The 23,936-nt window shown below is 71.6% G+C and carries 25 protein-coding genes; 7 read left to right on the forward strand and 18 right to left on the reverse strand.

Going from position 1 to position 23,936, the window contains the following annotated elements; genetic code table 11:
* Positions 1–289 precede the first annotated feature (289 nt).
* The 3 genes from OHA98_RS12000 (at position 290) to OHA98_RS12010 (ending at position 2,553) form a co-directional block, all read left to right on the forward strand.
* Entirely contained in the window at positions 290–1,492 is a 1,203-nt protein-coding gene (locus OHA98_RS12000) for a S8 family peptidase (protein ID WP_266925044.1), read from the forward strand.
* Positions 1,493–1,628: 136 nt separating this feature from the next.
* Positions 1,629–2,177, forward strand: a complete 549-nt coding sequence (locus OHA98_RS12005) for a DUF1697 domain-containing protein (protein ID WP_266925046.1) — start codon at positions 1,629–1,631, stop codon at positions 2,175–2,177.
* Positions 2,170–2,553, forward strand: a complete 384-nt coding sequence (locus OHA98_RS12010) for a nuclear transport factor 2 family protein (protein ID WP_266925048.1) — start codon at positions 2,170–2,172, stop codon at positions 2,551–2,553. The genes OHA98_RS12005 and OHA98_RS12010 overlap by 8 nt, the downstream gene beginning before the upstream one ends.
* Positions 2,554–2,640: 87 nt before the next feature.
* On the opposite strand, the gene OHA98_RS12015 is transcribed toward OHA98_RS12010, so the two are convergent.
* From OHA98_RS12015 to OHA98_RS12075, 14 genes are all read right to left on the reverse strand, one after another.
* Complete coding sequence (locus OHA98_RS12015; protein WP_266925050.1) at positions 2,641–3,402, reverse strand: sirohydrochlorin chelatase; 762 nt, start codon at positions 3,400–3,402, stop codon at positions 2,641–2,643.
* A 60-nt stretch (positions 3,403–3,462) separates the two neighbouring features.
* Positions 3,463–4,380 carry an ABC transporter permease gene (locus OHA98_RS12020; RefSeq protein WP_266925052.1) on the reverse strand — a complete coding sequence of 306 codons (918 nt, stop codon included), beginning with the start codon at positions 4,378–4,380 and terminating at the stop codon, positions 3,463–3,465.
* On the reverse strand, positions 4,367–5,158 hold the full coding sequence (locus OHA98_RS12025) for an ABC transporter ATP-binding protein (protein ID WP_266925054.1): 792 nt from the start codon (positions 5,156–5,158) through the stop codon (positions 4,367–4,369). Before OHA98_RS12025 ends, OHA98_RS12020 begins: the two co-directional genes overlap by 14 nt.
* A gap of 105 nt (positions 5,159–5,263) precedes the next feature.
* Positions 5,264–6,379 (reverse strand): aliphatic sulfonate ABC transporter substrate-binding protein, encoded by a 1,116-nt coding sequence (locus OHA98_RS12030; RefSeq protein WP_266925056.1) that lies wholly within the window; start codon positions 6,377–6,379, stop codon positions 5,264–5,266.
* 288 nt (positions 6,380–6,667) lie between these two features.
* Positions 6,668–8,017 (reverse strand): sulfate adenylyltransferase subunit 1, encoded by a 1,350-nt coding sequence (locus tag OHA98_RS12035; RefSeq protein WP_266925058.1) that lies wholly within the window; start codon positions 8,015–8,017, stop codon positions 6,668–6,670.
* Positions 8,018–8,953, reverse strand: coding sequence for a sulfate adenylyltransferase subunit CysD (gene cysD, locus OHA98_RS12040; RefSeq protein ID WP_266925059.1), 936 nt, complete (start codon positions 8,951–8,953; stop codon positions 8,018–8,020).
* Positions 8,950–9,519, reverse strand: a complete 570-nt coding sequence (gene cysC, locus OHA98_RS12045) for an adenylyl-sulfate kinase (RefSeq protein WP_266925061.1) — start codon at positions 9,517–9,519, stop codon at positions 8,950–8,952. The genes cysD and cysC overlap by 4 nt, the downstream gene beginning before the upstream one ends.
* The gene (locus OHA98_RS12050) at positions 9,519–10,235 is read right to left on the reverse strand and encodes a phosphoadenylyl-sulfate reductase (RefSeq protein WP_266925063.1); all 717 of its coding nucleotides are present in this window, start codon (positions 10,233–10,235) and stop codon (positions 9,519–9,521) included. The genes cysC and OHA98_RS12050 overlap by 1 nt, the downstream gene beginning before the upstream one ends.
* The gene (locus OHA98_RS12055; protein WP_266925065.1) at positions 10,232–10,411 is read right to left on the reverse strand and encodes a hypothetical protein; all 180 of its coding nucleotides are present in this window, start codon (positions 10,409–10,411) and stop codon (positions 10,232–10,234) included. The genes OHA98_RS12050 and OHA98_RS12055 overlap by 4 nt, the downstream gene beginning before the upstream one ends.
* Positions 10,408–12,105 carry a nitrite/sulfite reductase gene (locus OHA98_RS12060; RefSeq protein ID WP_266925066.1) on the reverse strand — a complete coding sequence of 566 codons (1,698 nt, stop codon included), beginning with the start codon at positions 12,103–12,105 and terminating at the stop codon, positions 10,408–10,410. Before OHA98_RS12060 ends, OHA98_RS12055 begins: the two co-directional genes overlap by 4 nt.
* Before the next feature lie 115 nt (positions 12,106–12,220).
* The gene (locus OHA98_RS42635) at positions 12,221–12,304 is read right to left on the reverse strand and encodes a putative leader peptide (RefSeq protein WP_323179600.1); all 84 of its coding nucleotides are present in this window, start codon (positions 12,302–12,304) and stop codon (positions 12,221–12,223) included.
* A 208-nt stretch (positions 12,305–12,512) separates the two neighbouring features.
* The gene (locus tag OHA98_RS12065; RefSeq protein ID WP_266925068.1) at positions 12,513–13,109 is read right to left on the reverse strand and encodes a GNAT family N-acetyltransferase; all 597 of its coding nucleotides are present in this window, start codon (positions 13,107–13,109) and stop codon (positions 12,513–12,515) included.
* A 92-nt stretch (positions 13,110–13,201) separates the two neighbouring features.
* Positions 13,202–14,494, reverse strand: a complete 1,293-nt coding sequence (locus tag OHA98_RS12070; RefSeq protein ID WP_266925070.1) for a GAF domain-containing protein — start codon at positions 14,492–14,494, stop codon at positions 13,202–13,204.
* A 298-nt stretch (positions 14,495–14,792) separates the two neighbouring features.
* Positions 14,793–16,430: an acyl-CoA dehydrogenase family protein gene (locus OHA98_RS12075; protein WP_266925072.1), complete on the reverse strand. Its 1,638-nt coding sequence runs from the start codon at positions 16,428–16,430 to the stop codon at positions 14,793–14,795.
* Positions 16,431–16,447: 17 nt separating this feature from the next.
* Between OHA98_RS12075 and OHA98_RS12080 the strand changes: the two genes are divergently transcribed.
* Together OHA98_RS12080 and OHA98_RS12085 are read left to right on the forward strand one after the other, a co-directional pair.
* The gene (locus tag OHA98_RS12080) at positions 16,448–17,728 is read left to right on the forward strand and encodes a YihY/virulence factor BrkB family protein (protein WP_266925074.1); all 1,281 of its coding nucleotides are present in this window, start codon (positions 16,448–16,450) and stop codon (positions 17,726–17,728) included.
* 22 nt (positions 17,729–17,750) lie between these two features.
* On the forward strand, positions 17,751–18,524 hold the full coding sequence (locus OHA98_RS12085) for a DUF6597 domain-containing transcriptional factor (RefSeq protein ID WP_266925076.1): 774 nt from the start codon (positions 17,751–17,753) through the stop codon (positions 18,522–18,524).
* Here the strand turns inward: OHA98_RS12085 and OHA98_RS12090 are convergent.
* Complete coding sequence (locus OHA98_RS12090; RefSeq protein WP_266925078.1) at positions 18,464–18,907, reverse strand: VOC family protein; 444 nt, start codon at positions 18,905–18,907, stop codon at positions 18,464–18,466. The two genes, OHA98_RS12085 and OHA98_RS12090, sit on opposite strands and share 61 nt — an antisense overlap.
* A gap of 119 nt (positions 18,908–19,026) precedes the next feature.
* On the opposite strand from OHA98_RS12090, the gene OHA98_RS12095 reads away from it, so the two are divergent.
* Both OHA98_RS12095 and OHA98_RS12100 read left to right on the forward strand, forming a co-directional pair.
* Positions 19,027–19,722 (forward strand): hypothetical protein, encoded by a 696-nt coding sequence (locus tag OHA98_RS12095; RefSeq protein WP_266925080.1) that lies wholly within the window; start codon positions 19,027–19,029, stop codon positions 19,720–19,722.
* A complete protein-coding gene (locus OHA98_RS12100; RefSeq protein ID WP_266925082.1) occupies positions 19,719–20,312 on the forward strand; it encodes a hypothetical protein in 594 nt (197 codons plus the stop codon). Before OHA98_RS12095 ends, OHA98_RS12100 begins: the two co-directional genes overlap by 4 nt.
* 87 nt (positions 20,313–20,399) lie before the next feature.
* On the opposite strand, the gene OHA98_RS12105 is transcribed toward OHA98_RS12100, so the two are convergent.
* The 3 genes from OHA98_RS12105 to OHA98_RS12115 are packed head-to-tail and all read right to left on the reverse strand — an operon-like array spanning position 20,400 to position 23,738.
* Positions 20,400–21,935 carry a 3-hydroxyacyl-CoA dehydrogenase gene (locus OHA98_RS12105; RefSeq protein WP_266925084.1) on the reverse strand — a complete coding sequence of 512 codons (1,536 nt, stop codon included), beginning with the start codon at positions 21,933–21,935 and terminating at the stop codon, positions 20,400–20,402.
* Positions 21,936–21,951: 16 nt separating this feature from the next.
* Positions 21,952–22,773 (reverse strand): CoA-transferase subunit beta, encoded by an 822-nt coding sequence (locus OHA98_RS12110; protein WP_266925086.1) that lies wholly within the window; start codon positions 22,771–22,773, stop codon positions 21,952–21,954.
* A 26-nt stretch (positions 22,774–22,799) separates the two neighbouring features.
* Positions 22,800–23,738 carry a CoA transferase subunit A gene (locus OHA98_RS12115; RefSeq protein WP_266925088.1) on the reverse strand — a complete coding sequence of 313 codons (939 nt, stop codon included), beginning with the start codon at positions 23,736–23,738 and terminating at the stop codon, positions 22,800–22,802.
* Positions 23,739–23,936: the final 198 nt, after the last annotated feature.

Consider the following 23,936-nt stretch of genomic DNA (forward strand, 5'->3'; position numbering starts at 1 on the left):
CTCGGCACGCCCGGCCGCACGCCGGGCGGGAGTTGTCCAGGTGCCGGCTGCGCGCGTTGTGGCCGGTGATGGCGGTGCGAGAGGCCTAGGGGGCCGATCCGTGGGCGCACGCCGCCCGTGCCGGCGGGGTGTGGCCGATTTCTTATTAAGAAGCCTTGTTGCATAAGTCACAGCCACGGGAGGGCCTTGATCTGCGCGCGTCAATCGGTCAGGGTTTCGAGCCAGCCCCCGGAGATCTTCCGGCCGAGGGCCAATCCCCCCACAAAGAATGACGAGGAGCTCCCTCTTCATGACCACTCAGCAGCGCACCCGCCGGTTCAAGCTCACCGCCGCGATAACCGCCGTGGCGGCAGCGGCCGGAGTCACCCTTCTCAACACCACGCTCGCCGGAGCCGCGCCGGCTCCCGCGATGGGCACGGTCTACGGCGCGGACGCGGCGACCGCCGTCTCCGGCAGCTACATCGTGATGCTGGACCAGAAGGCGGACAAGGCGGAGCTCGCCAAGGAGTACGGCGGCAAGCTCAAGCGGAACTACTCCTCCGCCATCAACGGCTTCTCCGCCAGCGGCCTTTCGCTGACCGAGGCCAAGCGTCTCGCGGCCGACCCGGCCGTCTCCAAGGTGGTGCAGAACAAGAAGTTCCACATCGACGCCACCCAGGACAACCCGCCGTCGTGGGGCCTGGACCGGATCGACCAGACCGAGACCACGGGCGACGACGCGTACAACTACCCGGACGCGGCGGGCGAGGGTGTCACCGCGTACGTCATCGACACCGGTGTCCGTGTCACCCACAGCGACTTCGAGGGCCGGGCCACCTCGGGCTTCGACGCCGTGGACAACGACGACGACGCGGACGACGGCAACGGCCACGGCACCCACGTGGCCGGGACCATCGCCGGTGCCTCGTACGGCGTCGCCAAGAAGGCCAACATCGTGGCCGTCCGCGTCCTGGACGACTCCGGCTCGGGCACCACCGAGCAGGTCGTCGCCGGCATCGACTGGGTCACCGAGAACCACGAGGGCCCGTCCGTCGCCAACATGAGCCTCGGCGGCGGCGCCGACGAGGCCCTCGACGCGGCCGTCCAGAAGGCCATCGCCTCCGGCGTCACCTTCGCGGTGGCCGCGGGCAACGACTCCAGCGACGCCGGCGAGGGCTCGCCCTCCCGCGTCCCCGAGGCCATCACCGTCGCCTCGTCCACGGTGGACGACGAGCAGTCGTCGTTCTCCAACTACGGCTCCGTCGTGGACATCTACGCCCCGGGCTCGGACATCACGTCCGCCTGGAACGACAGCGACGACGGCTCGAACACCATCTCCGGTACGTCCATGGCGACCCCGCACGTCGTCGGTGCCGCCGCCGTCTACCTGGGCGGACACCAGGACGCCACCCCGGAGGAGGTCGCCACGGCGCTCACCGAGGGAGCCACCCCGGACGCCATCACCAACGCGACCGAGGGCACGGCGAACCTGCTGCTCAAGGTCGTCGAGTAGTCACCGGCCCGATCGGATGCCGGGCGGCGGCGCTCACCCGCCACCGTCCGGCATCCGCGTGTCCCACGACCGCCGCGCCCTCCCCCACGGGGCGCGGCGGCCGCACAGCTCGGAAAGATCGTCCTATGGTGTGCCCATGACCATGAAGTACGCGGCGTTGCTGCGCGGGATCAACGTGAGCGGCCACAAGCGGGTCCCGATGGCGGAACTGCGCACCGTGCTGGGGGAGCTGGGCCACCAGGACATCGCCACCTATCTGCAGAGCGGCAACGCGGTCTTCAGCAGTGACAGTGACGACGAGGACGCACTCGCCGCAGCGCTGGAGAAGGCGATCGAGCAGCGGTTCGGTTTCCATGTCAGCTGTCTGGTCCGCAGCGGCCCCTACCTCGCGGCCGTCGCCGACGCCTGCCCGTTCCCGGCCGCCGAGCTGGAGGGCAAGCAGGTGCACGTCACCTACTTCGGGCAACCCGTGGACGCCGCGCGCTTCGCCGCACTGGACGCGGATTCCTTCCTCCCCGAGAGGTTCGGGCTCGGGGACCGCGCGCTCTACCTGTACGCTCCCGACGGGCTCGGCCGCTCCAAGCTGGCCGCCGCCCTGTCGAGGCCCGCGCTCAACAAGGGCCTCACCGCCACCAGCCGTAACTGGAACACCGTTGCAAAACTCGTGGAGATGACACGTGTCTGAGCCGTCGCCCGCCGTGGCCGCCGCCATCGAAGGCGAGCTTCGCCTCCTGGACCCACTGGTGCGGGCCTCCGCGGATCTTCTCGCCACTCTGCTGCACCCGGAGTTCCGCGAGATCGGCACCAGCGGGCGCCTCTGGAGCCGGGAAACGATCATCGCCTCGCTGACCGCGGACGACGCCCCGAACCCCGGGCCGCTGACCGCCTCCCGGATGCGGGGAGTCCAGCTCTGCACCGACCTGGTGCACCTCACCTTCGACACGGAGTCCAAGGGGCTGCGCTCCCACCGCAGTTCGCTGTGGCGGAGGGAGGAGTCGGGCTGGCTGCTCTACTTCCACCAGGCCACCCCGTTCATCGACGACCCGTTCGCCGAGGTCTGAGCATCGCGTGGGTGGTGGAGGCAGATCGACGCGGTCCAGGGTCTTCCCCAGCACCCGCACCGTCGCGTCCGGCCGGTTCCGGTCGCCTCAGGCCGTCAGCGACGCACAGGCCGTGAGCCGTGCCTCGTCGTACCGGGTCAGCAGCAGCCGTGCCAACTCCGGTGCCGGGCCCAGCACATCGGCCAGCACATCGGCCCCGGCCGCCCCGGCACCCGCCGCGATCCGGTCCGGGAGCCGTCCCGGTGCGATGACGTACGGGGCGACCGCCACCCGGCGTACGCCCTCGGCCCGCAGCGCCCGCACCGCGTCCTCGGTGCGGGGGCGGTCCGGGGAAACAGCGGAGGCGAACGCAGGCCGCACGGCGCACCAACCGGTGTGCCGCAGCTCCCGCGCGATTTCAGCGATCACTGCGATCGCCTCCGGGTCTGTGGAGCCCGCCGAGGCCAGGACGAGCCCGGTCGAACTCTTGTCGCCGGGGGAGACCCCGGCCTGGTGCAGCCGCCGGTCCAGGGCCGCGTTGAGCAGGGGCGACGGGCCCAGGACCTCGGCCTGACGGATGTCGAGCCCCGGCATCCGGGTCCGGGCCTCGCGCAGGACCGCGGGAATGTCGGTCTTGGCGTGGAAGGCCCGGGTGAGCAGCAGGGGGAGGGCGACGATCTCGCCCGCGCCCTCCGCGGCCAGGCGTTCCAGCAGCCTGGGCACGGACGGCGCGTGGAAATCCAGGAAGCCCGTCTCCACCCGTATCCCGGGCCGCAGCGCCCGTACTCGCGCGGTGAGCGCGTGCACGGTCGCGGCGTGCCGCGGGTCGCGGCTGCCGTGGGCGATCACGAGGAGGACAGGGGTGGACATCGGCGTACTCGTTCTCTCGGCTCTCTCGGTTCCGTCGGTTCCGCGGTCCTCGCGGTCCTGTCAGTTCTTGACGAGGAGGCCGCGGCTGCGCAGCACCCACCGCTCCAGCGGGCTGAAGATCAGCAGGTCGATCGCGATGCCGACGAAGAGGATCAGAAGGATGGAGAGGAAGATCCCCGGCATGTCGAAGTTGTTGCGGCCGTTCTCCAGCAACTGCCCCAGGCCGAGACCGAGATCGGGGGACGAGGCGATGATCTCGGCGGCCATCAGCGAACGCCAGGAGAAGGCCCAGCCCTGCTTCAGCCCGGCCAGATAGCCGGGGAGCGCGGCCGGCAGCACGATGTGCCAGGTCCCGCGCAGCCCGGTCGCGCCGAGCGTGCGGCCGGCCCGCAGGAACAGCGGCGGTACCTGGTCGACCCCGGAGACCAGACCGTTGGCGATCGAAGGGACGGCACCCAGCAGGATCACCGCGTACATCATGCTGTCGTTCAGCCCGAGCCAGATGACGGCCGGGGCCACCCACGCCACCGAGGGCAGCGACTGGAGCCCGGACAGGATCGGGCCGATGCCGGCCCGGACCAGCTTCACCCGGGCGACCAGCAGACCCAGCGGCGTACCGATGGCCACCGCCAGCAGGAAGCCGAGCAGGCCGCGCGACACACTGGTCCAGACGACCTCCAGCAGAGTCCCCCGCAACCACATGTCGACCGCGCTGTCCCACACCGCGGACGGCGGCGGCAGCTTGTAGTCCTCGGTGACCTGGGCCCGGACCAGCAGCTGCCAGATCACCAGGACCAGGACGACCGCGACCACGGGCGGCAGGACCTTGCGCAGCAGGATCTCGCGCACCGGGGTCCGGCGCACCTGGACGGCGTCCAGCGCGTCGAGTCCGGCCTCCAGACCGGCCAGGTCGTCGGAGTTCGCGCCGGCCGGCCCGTCCTTCCGGTCCCGGTCGGACGTGATGTCAGTGCTGGCCATGTCGGCGGATCTCCCCACGCAGTTGTTCGGTGATCTCGACGGACAGCTCCGCCACCGCCTTGTCCTCGATCCGGCGCGGCTGCTCGATGCCCACCGTCCACTCCCGGGCGATCCGGCCCGGCCGCGACGACAGCAGGACCACGCGCTGGGCGAGCCGTACCGCCTCGCGCACGTTGTGGGTGACGAAGAGGACCGAGGCGTTCGTCTCGTGCCAGATCCGGGTCAGCTCGTCGTGCAGCACATCGCGGGTGATGGCGTCGAGAGCGGCGAACGGCTCGTCCATCAGCAGGAGCCGGCTGTCCTGGGCGAGCGCGCGGGCCATCGCCACCCGCTGACGCATACCGCCCGAGAGTTCGTGCACCCGCTTGCCGTAGGCCCCGCCGAGCCGTACGAGTTCGAGCAGCCGCTCCGCCTCGGTCCGGCGGTCCGGTTTGGGCACCCCGCGCAGCCGCAGGGCCAGTTCGATGTTCTTGCCCGCGGTCAGCCACGGGAAGAGGGCGTGCTCCTGGAACATCAGGGCGGGCCGCCCGCCGGGGGTCTCGATGGACCCCGCGGTCGGGCGGTCGAGTCCGGCCACCAGGTTCAGCAGCGTCGACTTCCCGCACCCGGAGGCTCCCAGGAGGGTGACGAATTCGCCGGGAGCGACATCGAGCGTGATGTCGTCCAGGACGAGCTGCTGCCCCGTGGGTCCGGCGAAGGACTTCGAGACATGCGTGAGACGAGCGGCGTGCTCGACCGTCGCGCGGTCCTCGGCCTTGGTGAGGGTGGTGGTCGCCATGGTCGTCACCTCCTGGGAATCCTGGAATCCTGAATGCGGGCGATCGGACGGACAGCCGTCGTGCGGACAGCCGTCGTGCGGACGGCCGTCGGACCGGACTGCGGCCTACTTGACGCCGAGACCGGCGTCGTCGACCGCGGGCTCGCCCCCGGCCTTGAGGATCTTGTTCAGCGGCCCCAGGTCGTAGATGCCCTTGAGGTCCGGCTCCTCCAGCAGGCCCGCCTTCACCGCGTGCGCCGCCTGCGCGTCGAGCGTCGCCGCCAGCGGGTCGTTGATGACCTGGATGGACTTCCACGCGGGGTCGAGGATCTCCGGGGCCAGCGGCTTGCCGTTCAGGGCCTCCAGCGCCTTGTTGGCGGACGCCTTGGCGAGATCCGGGTTGGCGTTGATCCACTTGTTGGTGCTGACCGAGCCGCGCAGCACCGCCTCGACGACATCGGGGTGTGCGGAGAGGAACTTCTGGGACACGATGATGTTCGTGATCACGAACTTGTTGTCCGGCCACAGCGTCGACTCGTCGAGCAGCACCTTCGCACCCTCGGAGACCAGCTTGGACGCGGTCGGTTCCGGAACCCAGGCACCGTCCAGCGAACCGGACGTGTAGGCGTCCGGCGTCACCTTGTTGTCCGAGCGGACCACGGAGATGTCGCCCTTGCCGCTCTGGGCGTCGACCTTCCAGCCCTTCTCGGAGATCCAGTTGAGGAACGCCACGTCCTGTGTATTGCCGAGCTGCGGGGTGGCTATCTTCTTGCCCTTGAGGTCGTCCAGGGTCTTGATCTTCTTCGGGTTCACGACCAGCTTCACCCCGCCGGAGGCCGAACCGCCGATGATCCGCAGGCCCTTGCCCTTCGACTTGACGTAGCCGTTGATCGAGGGGGAGGGGCCGATGAAGCCGATGTCGATCGATCCCGCGTTGAGCGCCTCGATCTCGGACGGGCCCGCGTTGAAGGTCGAGGGCACGACCTTCGTACCGCCGAGCTCCTTCTGGATGGTGCCTTCCTGGATGCCGACCAGGGCGGTCGCGTGCGTGAGGTTCGGGAAGTAGCCGATCTTCACGGTGTCCGCGGAGAGCTTCTTGCCGTCGGCGGAGACGTTCGCCCTCCCGGCGTCGTCGTCCTTCGCCTCGGATCCGTAACCGCAGGCGGTCAGTGCCACGGCCAGCAGCGGCAGGGCGACGGCGGCGGCGAGGCTGCGGGAGGCGGTGGTACGTGGGGCAGGCACGGGAGGTCTTCCTCTCGTCGGCCCGGTGCTCACGTCCCTCGGAAGTCCGGGGACACGGCCGGGCGGTCGGCAGGTTTTCGTCCGAACCGGCTGTTCGGGTCGGACGGGTGGCGCTGGATGTGCCGGCGATACGTGCCGCGCCGGCGGTGCGGTGGGTACGGGCGGGCGCGCAGGCAGTGCGCGTACGTCATCACGCACATCGCCCGACCCCGCCCTGGCCGCTGCCGAGGGCGCCGCTGCCGACACGGCCGCCCTCCTTCGCGAAGGTGGAGAAGACGTCGATTCCCATCAGAAGTCCCATTCCGCGTCGTCGTTCGCGGGGCCCCCACCGGCACCGGGCAGCGCGACCTCCGCGAACGAGGCGCCCGCCATCCCGGCCGAGAGCGTGGTGCCGTCCGCCGGGTCGATCAGCAGGAACGAACCGGTGCGCCGGGAGTCCGCGTACGCGTCGAGCGCGAGCGGCTCGGCGGTGCGCACGACGACCCGGCCTATGTCGTTGGCGACCAGCCGGCCCGGGGCCGGGTGCTGGGAGAGGTCGTCCAGGGTCAGCCGGGACGGGATGTCCTTGACGATCGCCTTGACCGTACGGGTGGTGTGCTTGAGCAGCACCCGCTGGCCGACCGAGAGCGGCTGGTCGGCCACATGGCAGACGGTCGCCCCGACGTCCCTCGTGACGGCCGGTGCGTCGTCGGTGGGCGCGAGCAGGTCGCCGCGCGAGACGTCGATGTCGTCGGCCAGCCGGACGGTCACCGACTGGGGGGCCCAGGCGATGTCCACGCTCTCGCCGAGCGCGTCGATCCCGGCGATCGTCGTCGTACGTCCGGAGGGCAGGACGGTGACGCTCTCGCCGACCCGGAAGACCCCGGCGGCGATCTGGCCCGCGTACCCCCGGTAGTCGGGGTGCTCGGCGGTCTGCGGCCGGATGACGTACTGCACCGGGAAGCGGGCGTGGCAGCCGGTGAGGTCGTGGCTGACCGGCACCGTCTCCAGGTGCTCCAGCACGGTCGGGCCGCCGTACCAGTCCATGTCGGCCGACGGCTCCACCACGTTGTCCCCGGCCAGTGCGGAGATCGGGATCGCGGTGATCTCCGGGACGCCGAGCGAGGCGGCGTACGCGGTGAACTCCTCGGCGATCGCGGCGAACACCGGCTCCGCGTACTCGACGAGGTCCATCTTGTTCACGGCGAGCACCACGTGCGGGACGCGCAGCAGCGCGGCGACGGCGGCGTGCCGGCGGGTCTGCTCGACCACGCCGTTGCGCGCGTCGACCAGGACGACGGCCAGCTCCGCGGTGGAGGCGCCCGTCACCATGTTGCGCGTGTACTGCACATGGCCCGGGGTGTCGGCGAGGATGAACCGACGCCGGGCGGTGGCGAAGTAGCGGTAGGCGACATCGATGGTGATGCCCTGCTCGCGCTCGGCCCGCAGCCCGTCGGTCAGCAGCGCGAGGTCGGGCGCCTCCTGGCCGCGGCCCAGCGAAGCCTGGGTGACGGCCTCCAGCTGATCGGTGAGGACCGACTTGGAGTCGTGCAGAAGCCGCCCCACGAGGGTGGACTTGCCGTCGTCGACGGACCCGGCGGTGGCGAACCGCAGCAGGGTGGTGGCCGACAACTGCTCGGTGGTGCTGATGCCGGTCATTTAGAAGTACCCCTCGCGCTTGCGGTCTTCCATCGCGGCCTCGGACATCTTGTCGTCGGCCCGGGTCGCGCCCCGCTCGGTGAGCCGGGAGGCGGCGATCTCGGTGATGACCGAGTCCAGGGTGGTGGCGTCGGAGTCGACGGCGCCGGTGCAGGACATGTCGCCGACCGTGCGGTAGCGCACCTGGCGGGTCTCGGTCCGCTCGTGCTCCTTGGGGCCGCCCCACTCGCCCGCGGTCAGCCACATGCCGTTGCGGTTGAAGACCTCGCGCTCATGGGCGAAGTAGATCTCCGGGAGCTCGATGGACTCGCGCTCGATGTACTGCCAGACGTCCAGCTCGGTCCAGTTGGAGATCGGGAAGACCCGGACGTGCTCACCGGCGGCGTGCCGGCCGTTGTACAGCTGCCACAGCTCCGGGCGCTGTCGGCGCGGGTCCCACTGGGAGAACTCGTCGCGCAGCGAGAAGACCCGCTCCTTGGCGCGCGCCTTCTCCTCGTCGCGCCGCCCGCCGCCGAACACTGCGTCGAAGCGGTGCCGCTGGATCGCCTCGGTCAGCGGCACGGTCTGGAGCGGGTTACGGGTGCCGTCGGGCCGCTCGCGGAGCTTCCCGGCGTCGATGTACTCCTGTACGGAGGCCACGAGCAGCCGCAGCCCGTACTTCTCGACCGTCCGGTCGCGGTACTCCAGGACCTCGGGGAAATTGTGCCCGGTGTCCACATGGAGCAGTGCGAACGGCACCGGCGCGGGCGCGAACGCCTTGAGCGCCAGATGCAGCATCAGGATCGAGTCCTTGCCGCCGGAGAACAGGATCACCGGCCGCTCGAACTCACCCGCCACCTCACGGAAGATGTGCACCGCCTCCGACTCCAGGGAGTCCAGGTGGCTGAGCGCGTACGGATTGACGGTGCCCTCGGGCACGGTGGTGACAGTGCTCACGCCAGACCCCTCTCGGTGAGCAGCGCGTGCAGCGCCGCCGCGGATTCCTGCACGGTCTGCTGGTGCGACTCGATCCGCAGGTCGGGGGAGTCGGGTGCCTCGTAGGGGTCGTCCACCCCGGTGAGGCCGCTGATCTCGCCCGCCGCCTGCTTGGCGTAGAGCCCCTTCACATCGCGTACGGAGCACACCTCCACGGGCGTCGCCACGTGCACCTCCAGGTAGGTGGTGGACTCGGCGGCGTGCCGCTCGCGGACCGCTTCCCGGCTGTCCGCGAAGGGGGCGATGACCGGCACCAGCACCTTCACACCGTTGGCCGCGAGCAGTTCGGCGACGAAGCCGATCCGCGCGACGTTGGTGTGCCGGTCCTCGCGGGAGAAGCCGAGCCCCGCGGAGAGGAACTCCCGGATCTCGTCCCCGTCGAGCACCTCGACCCGGTGGCCCTCGCCCTTGAGGCGGCCCGCGAGTTCGTACGCGACGGTGGTCTTGCCCGCGCTCGGCAGACCGGTCAGCCAGATGGTGGCTCCCGTCTCCGTCACGCTCATCGAAGTCTCCTGATCAGTCGTCATCAGCCGTGCAGCCCGCACTCGGTCTTGCCCCGCCCGGCCCAGCGGCCGGCGCGTGCGTCCTCGCCCTCCAGCACCCGGCGGGTGCAGGGCGCGCAGCCGACGGAGGCGTAGCCGTCCATCAGCAGCGGGTTGGTGAGTACGCCGTGCTCCGCCACATAGGTGTCCACGTCGTCCTGGGTCCAGCGGGCGATCGGCGAGACCTTCACCTTGCGGCGCTTCTCGTCCCAGCCGACGACCGGGGTGCCGGCCCGGGTGGGGGACTCGTCGCGGCGCAGCCCGGTCGCCCAGGCGGTGTAGGGCGTCAGGCCGTCCTCCAGGGGGGCGACCTTCCGCAGGGCACAGCACAGGTCGGGGTCCCGGTCGTGCAGCTTCGGCCCGTGCTCGGCGTCCTGCTCGGCGACGCTGCGGCGCGGGGTCAGCGTGATGACATGGACGTCCATCACCGCGTCCACCGCGTCCCGGGTGCCGATGGTCTCGGGGAAGTGGTAGCCGGTGTCGAGGAACACCACGTCCACGCCGGGCAGGACCCGGGAGGCGAGGTGCGCGACGACGGCGTCCTCCATGGAGGAGGTGACACAGAACCGCGGGCCGAAGGTGTCGGTGGCCCATTTCAGGATGTCGAGCGCGGAGGCGTCCTCCAGCTCACGGCCCGCCCGCCCGGCCAGCTCCCGGAGTTGGCCGTCGGTGAGCCGGGCGGACGACAGAGTGTCCGTCATATCCCGTCCCCCTTCCCGTCGTTGCGCTGCAGTCCCCGGGTCAGCAGGCCCAGGAACTTGAGCTGGAACGCGCGATTGCAGGAGGCGCATTCCCAGGCGCCGTGCCCGGTCTCGTGCGGGCGCAGGTCCTCGTCACCGCAGTAGGGGCAGTAGAAGGGTGCGGCTCGTCCGCTCATGACAGCGACTCCGCACTGGCCCGTGCCGCCCAGGTCGCGAAGCGCTCGCCGTCCTCGCGCTCCTCCTGGAAGCGGCCGAGCACCCGCTCGACGTAGTCGGGCAGTTCGGCCGACGTGACCTTCAGGCCGCGGACCTTGCGGCCGAAGCCGGCCTCCAGGCCGAGTGCGCCGCCGAGGTGCACCTGGTAGCCCTCCACCTGATTGCCCGCGCTGTCGAGCATCAGCTGTCCCTTGAGGCCGATGTCGGCTGTCTGGATGCGGGCGCAGGCGTTGGGGCAGCCGTTGATGTTGATGGTGAGCGGCTCCTCGAACTCCGGCAGGCGGCGCTCCAGTTCGTCGATCAGCGAGGCGCCGCGCGCCTTCGTCTCGACGATCGCCAGCTTGCAGAACTCGATGCCGGTGCAGGCCATCGTGCCCCGCCGGAACGGGGAGGGCTTCACCTGGAAGTCCAGCGCCTCCAGACCGGCGGACAGCGACTCGACCTGGTCCCGCTCCACATCGAGGATGATCATCTTCTGCTCGACGGTGGTACGCAGCCGGTCCGAGCCATGGGCGGCGGCCAGGTCGGCGATCTTGGCCAGGGTGGAGCCGTCCACCCGGCCGACCCGCGGGGCGAAGCCGACGTAGAAGCGGCCGTCCTGCTGCTCGTGCACACCGATGTGGTCACGCCAGCGGGAGCTGGGCTGCTCGGGCGCGGGTCCGTCGAGCAGCGGGCGCTTGAGGTACTCGTCCTCCAGCACCTGGCGGAACTTCTCCGGCCCCCAGTCGGCCATCAGGAACTTCAGCCGGGCCCGGGTGCGCAGCCGCCGGTAGCCGTAGTCGCGGAAGATGCCGACGACTCCGGCCCAGACGTCGGGCACCTCGCCGAGCGGGACCCAGGCGCCGAGGCGTTCGGCGAACCGGGGGTTGGTGGAGAGGCCGCCGCCGACCCAGACGTCGAAGCCCGGACCGTGTTCCGGGTGGTCGACGCCGACGAAGGCGATGTCGTTGATCTCGTGCACCACGTCCTGCACGGGTGAGCCGGAGATCGCGGTCTTGAACTTGCGCGGCAGGTTGGAGAACTCCTTGCTGCCGATGTAGCGCTCGTGGATCTCGTCGACCGCGGGCGAGCCGTCGATGATCTCGTCGGCGGCGATGCCCGCCACCGGGGAGCCGATGATCACGCGGGGGCAGTCGCCGCAGGCCTCGGTGGTGGAGAGCCCGACGGCCTCCAGCTTCTGCCAGATCGCCGGGACGTCCTCGATGCGGATCCAGTGCAGCTGGATGTTCTGCCGGTCGGTGATGTCGGCCGTGCCGCGGGCGTACTCCTGCGAGATCTCACCGATGACGCGCAGCTGTGCGGTGGTCAGCCGGCCGCCGTCGATGCGGACGCGCATCATGAAGTAGCGGTCGTCCAGCTCCTCCGGCTCCAGGACGGCCGTCTTGCCGCCGTCGATGCCGGGCTTGCGCTGGGTGTACAGCCCCCACCAGCGCATACGTCCACGAAGGTCGTTCGGGTCGATCGAGTCGAAGCCGCGCTTGGAGTAGATCGTCTCAATACGTGTCCGCACATTGAGACTGTCGTCGTCCTTCTTGAACTGCTCGTTCCCGTTGAGCGGGGTGAAGTGACCCATCGCCCACTGGCCTTCGCCACGGTGACGTCCGGCCTTGCGGCGGGGCGTGGTGGTCGCAGGCTGTTCCGGGGTAGCGGCCATGACAATACGTCCTTCGGGACTGCGGGAGGGCGGCTCTGAACGGCACACTCGCGCTGAGGCGCGGCGGTGCGCGGGGAGTTGCAGAGGTAAGGGGATCGCGGCGGTGCTGGGACTCTCAGCCCGCCGGACAGATGGCGCTGGACATGCGGCCGAGGTCGACGTGGCGTCGACTCACCAAGGCAATTCCAGCTCCGGACATGGCGGAAGCGTGTCACGCGAATCTCGGGCCAGTCCACCACTATCCGGTATGTGGACGAGATGGTCCCGAGGGGCGAGACGCTGTGTCGCGCGGCACCCCGGGGCGGGGTCCGCGCCGCCCCGGACGGGTGCGTATGCGTGTGTGCCGTCGCCGTGCCGTCGCGCGCTGCCGTGTGTGGTCGTGTGCGGTGGTGTGCGGTGGTGTGCCGTCAGGAAGCGTGTGCGCCGGGCCACGGGCCGGGCGTCGCCACGTCCGGCTCCCGCTCGGTCCTCGTGTCGAAGAGCCGGAAGCCGCGCCGCAGGTAGTTGTCCATGGCGTGCGGGCCGTCCTTGGAGCAGGTGTGCAGCCACACCCGCTTCGTCTCCGTCCGCTCCGGCCAGCGCTCGGCCAGGTCCCAGGCGCGCGCCACGCCGTACGAGAGCAGATGGCCACCTATGCGGCGGCCCCGGAAAGCCGGGATCAGCCCGAAGTACATGACCTCGACCACCCCGTCGTCCTGCGGGTCGAGCTCGATGTAGCCGGCCGGGGTCCCGTTCTCGTACGCCACCCAGGTCTCGGCCCCGGGCCGATCCAGGGCCTCCTGCCACTGCGCGTACGTCATGGCGAGCCGGTCGGTCCACTGGATGTCGCCGCCGACCGCCGTATAGAGGAACCGGCTGAACTCGGGCAGTGGCACCGCCGACCGTACGATCCGCAGATCACCCTCCGGTACGGCGGCGGGCCGCAGGTCGGCGGGTGAGGTCTGCTCCAGCGACCAGATGGTCACCTCGGTGGTGGGGCTGTCGGGATTCGCGGCATTGCTCATGGCCGCCAGAAAACCACGACCTGCCGTTCCGGCCCAAAGCGGGCCCCCGCCCGGACGGTGGACACCCGGCGGTGCGGCCCCTTCCTCCCGGCTCACCCCCGCCGCGCCGGCCGCCGCGCCGCGACCACCACCGGAGCCTTCGAGTGCGGCAGCAGATCGCCCGGATGCTCCGGGTGGACCACCTCCACCTCGACGTCCTCGCCGAAGCGGTACGGGCGGTGCGCCAGCACCTCCGCCAGATGGCGCCGCATCCGGGAGATCTCGGCCCGCACCGTCACCGTCCGGGTCGCATCGCCGAAGATGTCCCGCGCCAGCTCCGAGGCGGTCCGCCCCTCCCGGTGCAGCGCCAGCGCGTACAGCAGCTCCGCGTGCCGGGGCGAGAGCCGCTGCGTCCAGGTGCCGACCGGGCTGACCACATGGATCGAGAGCCCCCGTGCCCGGCTCAGATCGAGCACCACCCGGCGCGGCGGACCGTCCGACGAGCCGTCCGCGACCTGCACCAGCCAGCCGCCGGGCAACGGCTCCATCCGGCACATGCCCAGCGACGGCAGCCACACCCGGCCCGGCTGCGGCGCCTTGGGCAGGGGCAGCCGGTCCACCGGCGGCATCCCGGTGACCGCCGCCAGCCAGCCGCGGGTGTCCACCACCAGCGCCCGGCCGCCCAGCCGGCACAGGATCGGCGCCGCCACCGCGCGCAGCCGTTCTATCGCCAGCAGATGGCGCGTCCGCACCTCGCCCTCGGCGAGCCTGGCGACGGAGCCGACCAGGGCGAGCGCCGTCGGATGGAAGGTGGACGCCGGACCGCTGATGTCGACGACCCCTATCAGCCGTCCGTCACGCGGATCGCGTACCGGGGCCGCCGCGCAGGTCCAGGAGTGCAGTGCGCGGATGAAGTGCTCGGCGGAGTGCACCTGGATGGGGGCGCGGGCGGCGAGCGCCGTTCCGATCGCGTTCGTACCGGTCGAGGCCTCCGTCCAGGCGGCACCCTCCTCCAGGCAGATGTCATGGGCCCGGCGCATCACGGCGGTATTGCCCTGGCGCCACAGCACCCGGCCCTCGGCATCGGAGACGACCATGATCTGCTGCGCGTCGGCGATGGAGCCCAGCCCCTCGCGCAGCACCGGCAGTACCTCGCCCAGCACCGTGCTCCGGCGCCGGTGCTCGATCTCGTCCGCCTCCAGCAGTTCGCTCCCGGGGGACTGCTCCGGATCGATCCCGCTGCGCACCACCCGGTCCCAGGAAGCGTCGATCTCCGCACGCGGGGCGAACGCGGCACGCTCGCCCGTCAGCCGGGCGTCCCGCGCGCCGTGGAGTAGCCGGGTCGCCGCCCGGTCCGCCTCCTGCGCGGTGCGCCGCGCCACCTCGACAGGCCCTGTATCCCTCATGGGTTCCCCCCAGAAAAAGCCGACCTCAAAGGCTGCCCCGTAGCCCCTGGCGGGCGTACGACGACGAATTCCGGACAGCCTTCAGCCCCAGGAACCCCATCCTGACGCCGCCGGGCTCCCCGTACCTCGCACTCCACACAATGGTTGCAACCCTTTGCAACTCTGGTGATGTGCCGCGGGCCCGTACGAGAGTGACGGAACACCGTATGACGGGCCTGTTCCCGTCGCCGGTGTCGCAGAAGCATGGAGGGTGGTGCCGTGTCGGCGCAGCACCACCCTCCGTCGCTTCGCTACCGCCTCACCGGGAGACGGGCCGGGCCCGCGCCACCACGGAGGCCAGATCCAGACTGTGCGGCAGCGTCCCGAACGCCATGCCCCAGTCCCGGCCCAGCCGCGAGGCGCAGAACGCGTCGGAGACCTCCGGCGGCGCCCAGCGCACCAGCAGCGACCCCTGGAGCACGAGCGCCATCCGCTCGACGATCCGCCGGGCCCGCGCCTCCACGGCCTCCAGGTCGGCCAGCTCGGTCAGCAGGTCCTTGATCGCGGCGTCCAGCCGGTGATCGGCGCCGCGTGCCTTGCCGACCTCCTGGAGATACGCGTCCAGGGCCTGCGGCTCACGCTGGAGCGCCCGCAGCACATCGAGGGCCTGCACATTCCCCGAGCCCTCCCAGATCGAGTTGAGCGGCGCCTCGCGCAGCAGCCGGGGCATGCCCGACTCCTCCACGTACCCGTTGCCGCCCAGGCACTCCAGGGCCTCGCCCACCACCGCCGTGCAGCGCTTGGTCACCCAGTACTTGGCCGCGGGCACCGCGAGCCGCAGGAACGCCCGCTCCTCCTCCGTGTCCGCGTCGTACGCGGCGGCCAGCCGCAGGCCCAGGACCGTCGCCGCCTCCGACTCCAGGGCCAGATCGGCCAGGACGTTGCGCATCAGCGGCTTCTCGATCAGCAGACCGCCGAACGCACTGCGGTACGCGGTGTGATGGATCGCCTGCGCCACCGCCTGCCGCATCAGCGCGGCCGAACCGATCACACAGTCCAGCCGGGTGGCCGCCACCATCTCGATGATGGTGCGTACGCCGCGTCCCTCGTCGCCGACCCGGCGCGCCCAGGTCCCGTCGAACTCGATCTCGCCGGACGCATTGGACTTATTGCCCAGTTTGTCCTTGAGGCGCTGGATACCGAACACATTTCGGGTTCCGTCCGGCAGGACGCGCGGCACGAGGAAGCAGCTCAGCCCGCCCGGTGCCTGCGCCAGCACCAGGAAGCCGTCCGCCATCGGCGCCGAACAGAACCACTTGTGACCGGTGAGCAGATACTCCCCCTCGCCCGGCAGCGGCTCGGCCCGCGTCGTGTTGGTCCGTACGTCGGTGCCGCCCTGCTTCTCCGTCATGCCCATCCCGAAGAGCACCCCGGACTTCTGCGCGGCGGGCCGCAGTCCCTCCTCGTACACGTGCGAGGTCAGCCGCGGCTCCCACTCGGCGGCCAGCACCGGGTCGGTGCGCAGCGCGGGCACCGCCGCGTGCGTCATGGACAGCGGGCAGCCGTGCCCCGCCTCGGCCTGCGTCCACACCAGGAACCCGGCCGCGCGCCGGACATGACCGGCCGGCCGGCCCCAGGCATCGGTGAGACCGGCCGAGACCGCGTGGCCCAGGAGCCGGTGCCAGGACGGATGGAACTCCACTTCGTCGATACGGTGCCCGTAGCGGTCGTGGGTACGCAGTTTCGGCGGATTCTCATTCGCCTGCGCACCCCATTCCTGGGCCTGTGCGGAACCGGCGGACCGGCCGAGCGCTCCGAGCTCCTCCCGTGCCTCGGGAAGGACGCCGGGCGCGACGTGCCGCTCCACGGCCTCGGTGAGGGCGCGGTCGGCGGCGAAGACGTCATAGCCGACCAGCGGCGGAACCTGATTGGTCACTGTGTGAGTGGTGGCTGCCATGCCGATACGGTAAGGAGGTGCAGGCAGCAAATGAAACACCCGAGCGGCCACCGGGCCGGCTCCACCGGGCCCGAGCCCTCTACCGCAACGTATCCAAGCGGCAGATGGCCTGGCACTTGCTCAAGGACACCGTCAACTCGTGCATCGAGTACCGCATCCTCGGACTCGCGGCCGAGGCGGCGTTCTTCACCCTGCTCTCCCTGCCACCCCTGCTGCTCGGTCTGATCGGACTGCTCGGCTACGTCGACGAGTGGACGGCCACCACCACGGTCGCCTCCATCGAGCGCAACATCCTCGGCGCCGCGCAGACCGTGCTGTCCGAACGGGGCGTCAACGACTTCGCCAAACCCCTGCTGGCGGACATCACGACCGGTGCCCGGCCCGATGTGATCTCCATCGGTTTCGCGATCGCCCTGTGGTCCGGCTCCCGGGCGGTGAACGTCTTCATCGACACCATCACCGTCATGTACGGGCTCGACGGCGAACGCGGCATCGTCAAGACCCGGCTGCTCGCCTTCCTGCTGTACATCGTCGCGCTGCTGCTGGGAGCGGTGGTGCTGCCGCTGCTGGTGGTCGGCCCGGACCGGGTGGTGGAGTTCGTCCCCTGGGGCACCGAGGTCATCGCCGTCCTGTACTGGCCGCTGGTCATCCTGCTGACGATCGCGTTCCTCACGACGCTGTACCACGTGTCCGTGCCCGTGCGTTCGCCGTGGATAGAGGACGTACCGGGAGCGCTCGTCGCCCTCGGGATGTGGGTGGTCGGCAGCTTCCTGCTGAGGATCTATCTGACCAGCACCGTCGAAGGCCCCACCATCTACGGATCGTTGGCCGCGCCCATCGCGGTCCTGCTGTGGATAGGCATCTCGGCGTTCGCCGTGCTGGTGGGCGCCGCGGTCAACGCCGCCATCGACCGGGTGTGGCCCTCGCTCGCGACCGCCGCCGCCCGCGAGGCCAACGAGCTCGTCCGGGCCGCGCAGGCCGCCGAGTTCGTCGCCCGTACCCGCTACACGGCCTGGGACGGCACAGGGGACGACGACGATGACGACGACGCGTACATGCCCTCGGAGTTCCCGGAGCGCTGGTCGCGCTTCCTGCCGCCGGACGACGTGAAGTCCCGGCTGCACGCGAGCCGGGAGAAGGAACCCAAGGGAGCGAAGGAACCCAAGGGAGCGAAGGAACCCAAGGACGCCGATGCCTCCGAGGCCGCCCGGGATCCGCAGGACACCACCGGCCTGTGGCACACCCCGGACACGGGGCGGACGGACACCGGCGAGAACCCGGGGCTCCGGGCCCCGTGAGGACGCGCTGCGGGAACCGCGGATGAGCGTCGTGGACACGCCCCACGGGTACGCGGAACGGGCGTCGCGCTTCGACGGCGCGGTCCTCTGGACCTGGAACGGGCCCGACGAGCCCTCCCGGCCCGTCCTGCCCGACGGCTGCATGGACCTGATCTGGACCCGGCGCGGACTGCTCGTCGCCGGACCCGACACCCACGCGTTCGAGGTGGCCGGGGAACAGCGCGGACGGTGCGCGGCGATCCGCTTCGCCCCCGGCACCGCACCCTCCCTGCTCGGCGTCCCGGCGGACGAACTGCGCGACCGCCGCGTCGGCCTCGCCGCGCTCTGGCCGGGCGCCGAGGTCCGCAGGCTCACCGAACGGATCACCGAGGACCCCGACCCGGCCGCGGCGCTGGAACGTCTCGCCCTGCGCCGGGCCGCCGACACCGGCCCCCCGGACCCGCTGACGGTGCACGTCGCCGCGCAGCTCCGGCGCGGCCGGTCGGTCGCCGCCACCGCGCGGTCGGCCGGACTCGGCGCCCGCCAGCTGCACCGCCGCTCACTGGCCGCGTTCGGCTACGGGCCCAAGACCCTGGCCCGGGTGCTGCGGCTCCAGCGCGCGCTGGCCCTCGTACGGGCGGGAACGCCGTACGCCGAGGCCGCGCTCACCGCCGGCTGCACCGACCAGGCGCACCTCGCCCGCGAGGTACGGGCGCTGGCGGGCACCACGCTGGGCGGCTACCTGGCCCGCACCGGCTACGCGGCACCCGCGAACAGCGACACCCCGCAGCCGTCCGGATCCAGCACGACGGCGTAGCGCTGTCCCCACACCGCGTCCCACGGCTCCAGATGCCCCGGATGTCCGGCCCCGGTCAGATCGGCGTACACCGCGTCCACCTCGGCCGGGCTGTCGCACAGGAACGCGAGGCCGAGGCGCTCCCCGCCCGCCGGCCGCTGCCAGTCCGGGTCGAAGGAGCGGATGACCTCCTCGGTGTCCCACAGCAGCCGCCCCCCGCCGGGCAGGGTCACTTCGACATGCGGCGCGGATTCCGCACCGGCCGGAATGTCCAGGCCGAGCCGCCGGTAGAAGGCGAGGGACGCGGCCAGGTCCGCGGTGATGATGCTGATGGCGTCGAGTCGTGGAGTCATGGGCCGACAGTAGGCGCGGTGTCCCACCCAGGTCTTGTACGAAACGGTCATGCCCCCCGACCTGCCTCCTGCCCCCCGACCTGCCTCCTGCGCCCCGGAACCGGTGACATGGATTCGGCTTCGGACCGGGGACGACCAGGGGAAAGAGGAGAACGAGGGGTACGGGAGCGATGACACGGGGAAAGCTCGCGGCGCAGCTGCCGCTCGCGTCGGCCTGTGTGCTGATGGCCTGGCAGGTGTGGCTGCTCTTCCATGTCGCCGCGGCCGAGGGCTCACGGGTGGTGTGGAGCTGCGGGGTCAGCAGCTGCGGAACCGATGACCTGGCGGGCGGGGCACCGATGATGGGCGCCGCCGCCGTGGTGGCGCTGAGCCTGCTCTCGACGCGCTATCTGCACCGGGCCGCCCCGGGCGTCGCCGTCGCGCTGGCCGGTGCCGCGTTCGGCGTGGGCTGGCGGGACGCCATCGACGCGGGGGATGTGCGCGCCGACGAGTCCGCCGAGTGGATGCTGGGCTGGTTCACCCCGTCGAACTGGATCGTCGCGTCGCAGGCGGTCACCGTCGCCGGATGCCTGTACGCGCTCCGGGGCCTGCGCGTCGGTCTCCGGCGGACCCAGGTCCTGCACCGGCTCGCGCTCGGACGCCGGCTCGCCGTGGCCGAGGCGGAGCTGACCGGGTGGGAACGGGCGGGACGCGACCGCGGCCGGGTCGTCGTGGGCTTCGACGACGGGGAGGGTGTACGCCACGAGTTCCCGGCCGTCGTCGACCGGTACGCCCTGGGCCGCCCGGCACTCGTCCTGTACGACGCGGAGCACCCCGGCGACGCGACGAGTTCCCGGGTGTCGACCCCGCGGAAGGGCAGGCCGTGAATCCGCGCGCCCTTCTCGCCGCCGTGCTCAGCGGCGGCGCGCTGACCGCCCTGGCGCACGGGGCACTCGACGGCCCCCGCTGGCTGCTGCTGGTCGGACTGAACCTCACCGTGCTCGTCCTGGTCGCCGTCGACCTGGTCTCCCGGGTGGCCCCCGCGGGCACCGCACTGGACCTGAGGTCCGGCGGCCCGAGCGCCTTCGCGCCCGCCGTCGTCCACGCGGTGCGGGTGGTGAGCAAGGACGCCGGGCTGCCCGCGCTGGACCCGAGGTCGCCGGACACGGTGTTCGCGTTCGACATCACGGTCATGCCCGGCACCCGGCCCCCGTACCGGGTCACCGTCCGGCATCCGCTCGACCTCCAGGACGCCCGCAACCGGCGGTCCATGGTGGTCCGGTACGACCCGGAGCAGCCCTGTCGGGTGAGCGTGCCGGTGCGGGTACCGGAGGAGCTGTCCCGGCGGGCCGAGAACCTGGAACAGCGGGCAACCCCGGCCGAACGCATCGAGCCGCGCCGCCCGGAGAGACGGGTCCTGGGACTCGGAGCGCTCATCGCCGCCGTACTGCTGACGGTCATCCGGCTGACGGGCTGAGGCGGGCCCGGACCGTGCCGAGGTGGGGCCCGGGCCGGTCGAGGCGGGCGCCGGGCGCCCCTCCGCGTACGGCCCGGGGCCCTCCCGTCAGTCCGCGCAGGCTTCGGGCGTGGTACCGGGGTCCGTCAACGCCAGCCCGAGCTGCGCCCGCTCGGTGACCCAGCGGGTCGGCCGGTGGCGCGGGTCACCCGTCGTGGTGTACAGCGACCGGGACAGCTCCAGCATGTGTCCGGCGCCGATCCGATCGCCCCAGGCCAGCGGTCCCACCGGGTAGCCGAGCCCCGTCGTCACGGCCAGGTCGATGTCGGCCGGGGTGGCCAGCGAGCGTTCCGCGATCGACGCGGCGACGGACACGACCGAGGCCAGCAGCCGCTGGGCGACGGAACCGGCGGTGTCCCGCACGACCGAGACGGCATACGGCTCCGCGCCGTCGTCGGCACGCGCCAGCACCGCACGGGCGTCCCGCGCGGCGGCCGGACCGGACGCCGGGGTCACGGCGAGCACCCGTCGGCGGCCCACCGGGGGCAGCGGGTCCACACCGAAGGTGCGGTCGGCCGGCAGCCCCTGCGCGGCCACCGCGGCGGCGACCGTCGTTCCCCAGACCGGGACCAGCACCACGGCGTCCGCCGAAGGTTCCCGGCCCGCCCCGACGGTGGCGCCCGCCGCCGTCAGCGCCGCGCGCAGCGCCATGACCCGCGGCCCGTCGCCGGGCACATGCACCGGCCGGTCCGCGTCGCCCGTGACCGGCGCCTCCGGGGCGGGGCCGGGCGCCCCGGGCCCGTACGCGAACCAGCCCCGGCCGGTCTTGCGTCCGTGCAGCCCGCCGGCCACCCGGTTCGGTGTGAGGTAGGAGGGGCGCAGCCGGTCCTCGTGACGGAAGCCCTGCCAGATCGAGTCGATCACCGCGGCCGTCACATCGAGCCCGGTGAGATCCATCAGCTCGAACGGGCCCATCCGCAGACCCAGTACGTCACGGGCGATCCGGTCGATACCGGCCGGGTCGGCGACCGACTCCTCCAACAGCGCCAGCGCCTCGGTCACCAGACCGCGTCCGGCGTGGTTGACCAGGAATCCGGGGGTGTCGGCCACCGTGACCGCCCGGTGGCCGCAGCTCTCGACGAGCGCGGTGAGCGCGGGCGGGATGTCCGGGCGGGTGGCCGCGCCCGGCACCACCTCGACGATCCTCATCAGCGGGACCGGGTTGAAGAAGTGCAGCCCCGCCAGGCGCGAGGGGTCCTGGAGCGTCGCGGCGATCCGGGTGACCGACAGGGAGGAGGTGTTGGTGGCGAAGACGGCCGAGGCGGGCAGCGCCCGCTCCAGCCTGCCGAACACCTCGGCCTTGGTGTCCAGATCCTCCCGTACGGCCTCGATGACCAGCTCGACGTCCTCCCCGGCCGCCCAGGGGTCCGCGAGGGGGACGAGCCGTTCCCCGGCGGCCGCCCGTTCCCCGGCGGTCATCCGGCCCTTGGCCACGGCACGCTCCAGCATCGACGCGACGAAGTCCAGCGCCTCCGTCACCGCCTCGGCCCGTACGTCGCCCAGCTCGACGGTGTGCCCGGCACTCGCCGCCCACTGGGCGATCCCGCGCCCCATGGCTCCGGCGCCGACAATCCTGATACGCATGGCAGTTGAGGCCCTTTCAGCGGAGGTACACACGGTCGGGGTCGACATCGTCGCGCAGGAGCCGCAGCTCCGCGGCCGTGGGGGACGGCACCGTGGTGACGGTATCGGCCACCTGGAGGTCCCAGCCGGTCGCGGCCCGGACCCGCTCGACGGTGACGCCCGGGTGGACGGCGACCAGCCGCAGTTCGCCGCCGATGCCCGCACGGGCCAGGATGCCCAGCTCGGTGATGACCCGGGTGACACCGATGCCGAGCGGCCGGATACCCTCGGCGAGTGCCCGGTCGGGCCCCGGGGTGGTGCAGAAGTCGAGGGTGGCGGAGAAGGAGCGCGGGGTGTGGCGGCGCATCACCACGAACACCTCGCGGGAGTTGGCCATCACCTCCACACCCCCGCCGGAGCCGGGCAGCCGCACCGAGGGGCTGTCCCAGTCACCGATCACGGAGGTGTTGAGGTTGCCCCACCGGTCGATCTGGGCCGCGCCCAGGAACCCGACGTCGATGTGGCCGCCCTGAAGGACACAGCCGAACAGGGCGGGCATCGGCAGCACCGCCTCGGCACCGGTGATCAGGACCGCGTCGGCGATGGTCTCCGGAAGGTGCGAGGGGTGGGCGCCGCAGACCCCGGACTCGTACACCACCTCGATGTCCGGCGCGACGGTCAGATGCGCCAGCTCGGTGGCGAGCGTCGGCAGGCCGATTCCGGCGAACACGGTGCGCCGGGCGGCCAGTTCGCGGGAGGCGACGACGGCGAGCAGCTCGGAGGAGGTGACGGCGGGCGCCGGGGCGTCCTCGGAGGCCGCGGCTGCCGCGGCTGTGGTTCCGGTGGTACCCGTCCGCATGATCGGTTCCTTCCGGTGTCCCGCGCTCACAGCCGTCGTCCGTAGTTCACCGGCTCGCTCAGCGCCTCGCCGACCGCGAGCCCCGCCCAGAACTCCTCACCGAGCTTGGCCACGTACTCGGCGTGGTCGGCCGTGCCGAGGACCCACTCGTCCAGCCAGGCCCGGAGCCGTTTTGGGTCTTTGCTGATCCGTGACCAGGCCCGGTAGAAGGCGTTGTCCCGGTCGTAGTACCCCTGCGCGAACGAGGGGTGCGCGCCGCGCGGGCACACGACGACCGCGTCGACCGCGTGGGCCGGCACCAGCGTGCGGTTCGGGTCCGAGCGGACCACCTCGTCGTCGACCAGCTCCTCCACGACGACGACCGCCTTGCCCGCGGCGAACACCGCCTCGGCCTGGACGCCGGTCAGCCCCCACATCTGGGTGTTGCCCCGGCGGTCCGCGCGCTGGGCGTGGATGATCGTCACATCCGGATTGACGGGCGGGACGACATAGATCCGCTCCGGTTCACCGTCCGGGCCCGGATAGGGCGAGGTGACCTTGCGCAGACCGGGGTTGACGGACGGCAGGTCGCTGCCGCCGTACGAACGCAGCGGATAGAACGGCAGCCGCTGGGACCCGGCGAGATAGCGGCAGATCATCCCGTAGTGGCTGTACTCCTCGAACGCGAGCGGCTCCGGATCCGCGCTCTCGATCCGCCTGCGCAGCTCGCCCAGCGAACCGGCGGAGGAGTTGCCCACGAAGGAGGAGACCAGCCGCGAGACACAGCCCGCCGCCAGCATCTGGTCCACCACGATGTCCGCGGTCATCCGGACGACCGTGAGATCGCGGCGGCCCTGCCGGATGATCTCGTGTCCGGCGGCGGTCGGGATGAGATGGGTGAAACCTTCGAGACTGATGGTGTCCCCGTCATGGACGAAGGCGGCGACGGCCGCCTTCATCGACATGACCTTGTCCGTCCGGTCCACGATGCTCCTCGGCGTCTGCGTGCGGTTCGGCATAGGCCTGCGGTTCGGCGCGTGCGTGCCGTTCGGTGTGTGCGTGCGGCCGCCCTACCGTGTCAGCGGCCATTGATCGCTGTCCAATACCGAATTAAGGTCGGATCAGGACGTCCCGCGTATGAATCGCCGGAAACACCGACCGGAACGGATGGGAGGCGGCGCCGG

It is taken from the genome of Streptomyces sp. NBC_00654, assembly GCF_026341775.1.
In the GTDB taxonomy this organism is placed as follows: domain Bacteria; phylum Actinomycetota; class Actinomycetes; order Streptomycetales; family Streptomycetaceae; genus Streptomyces.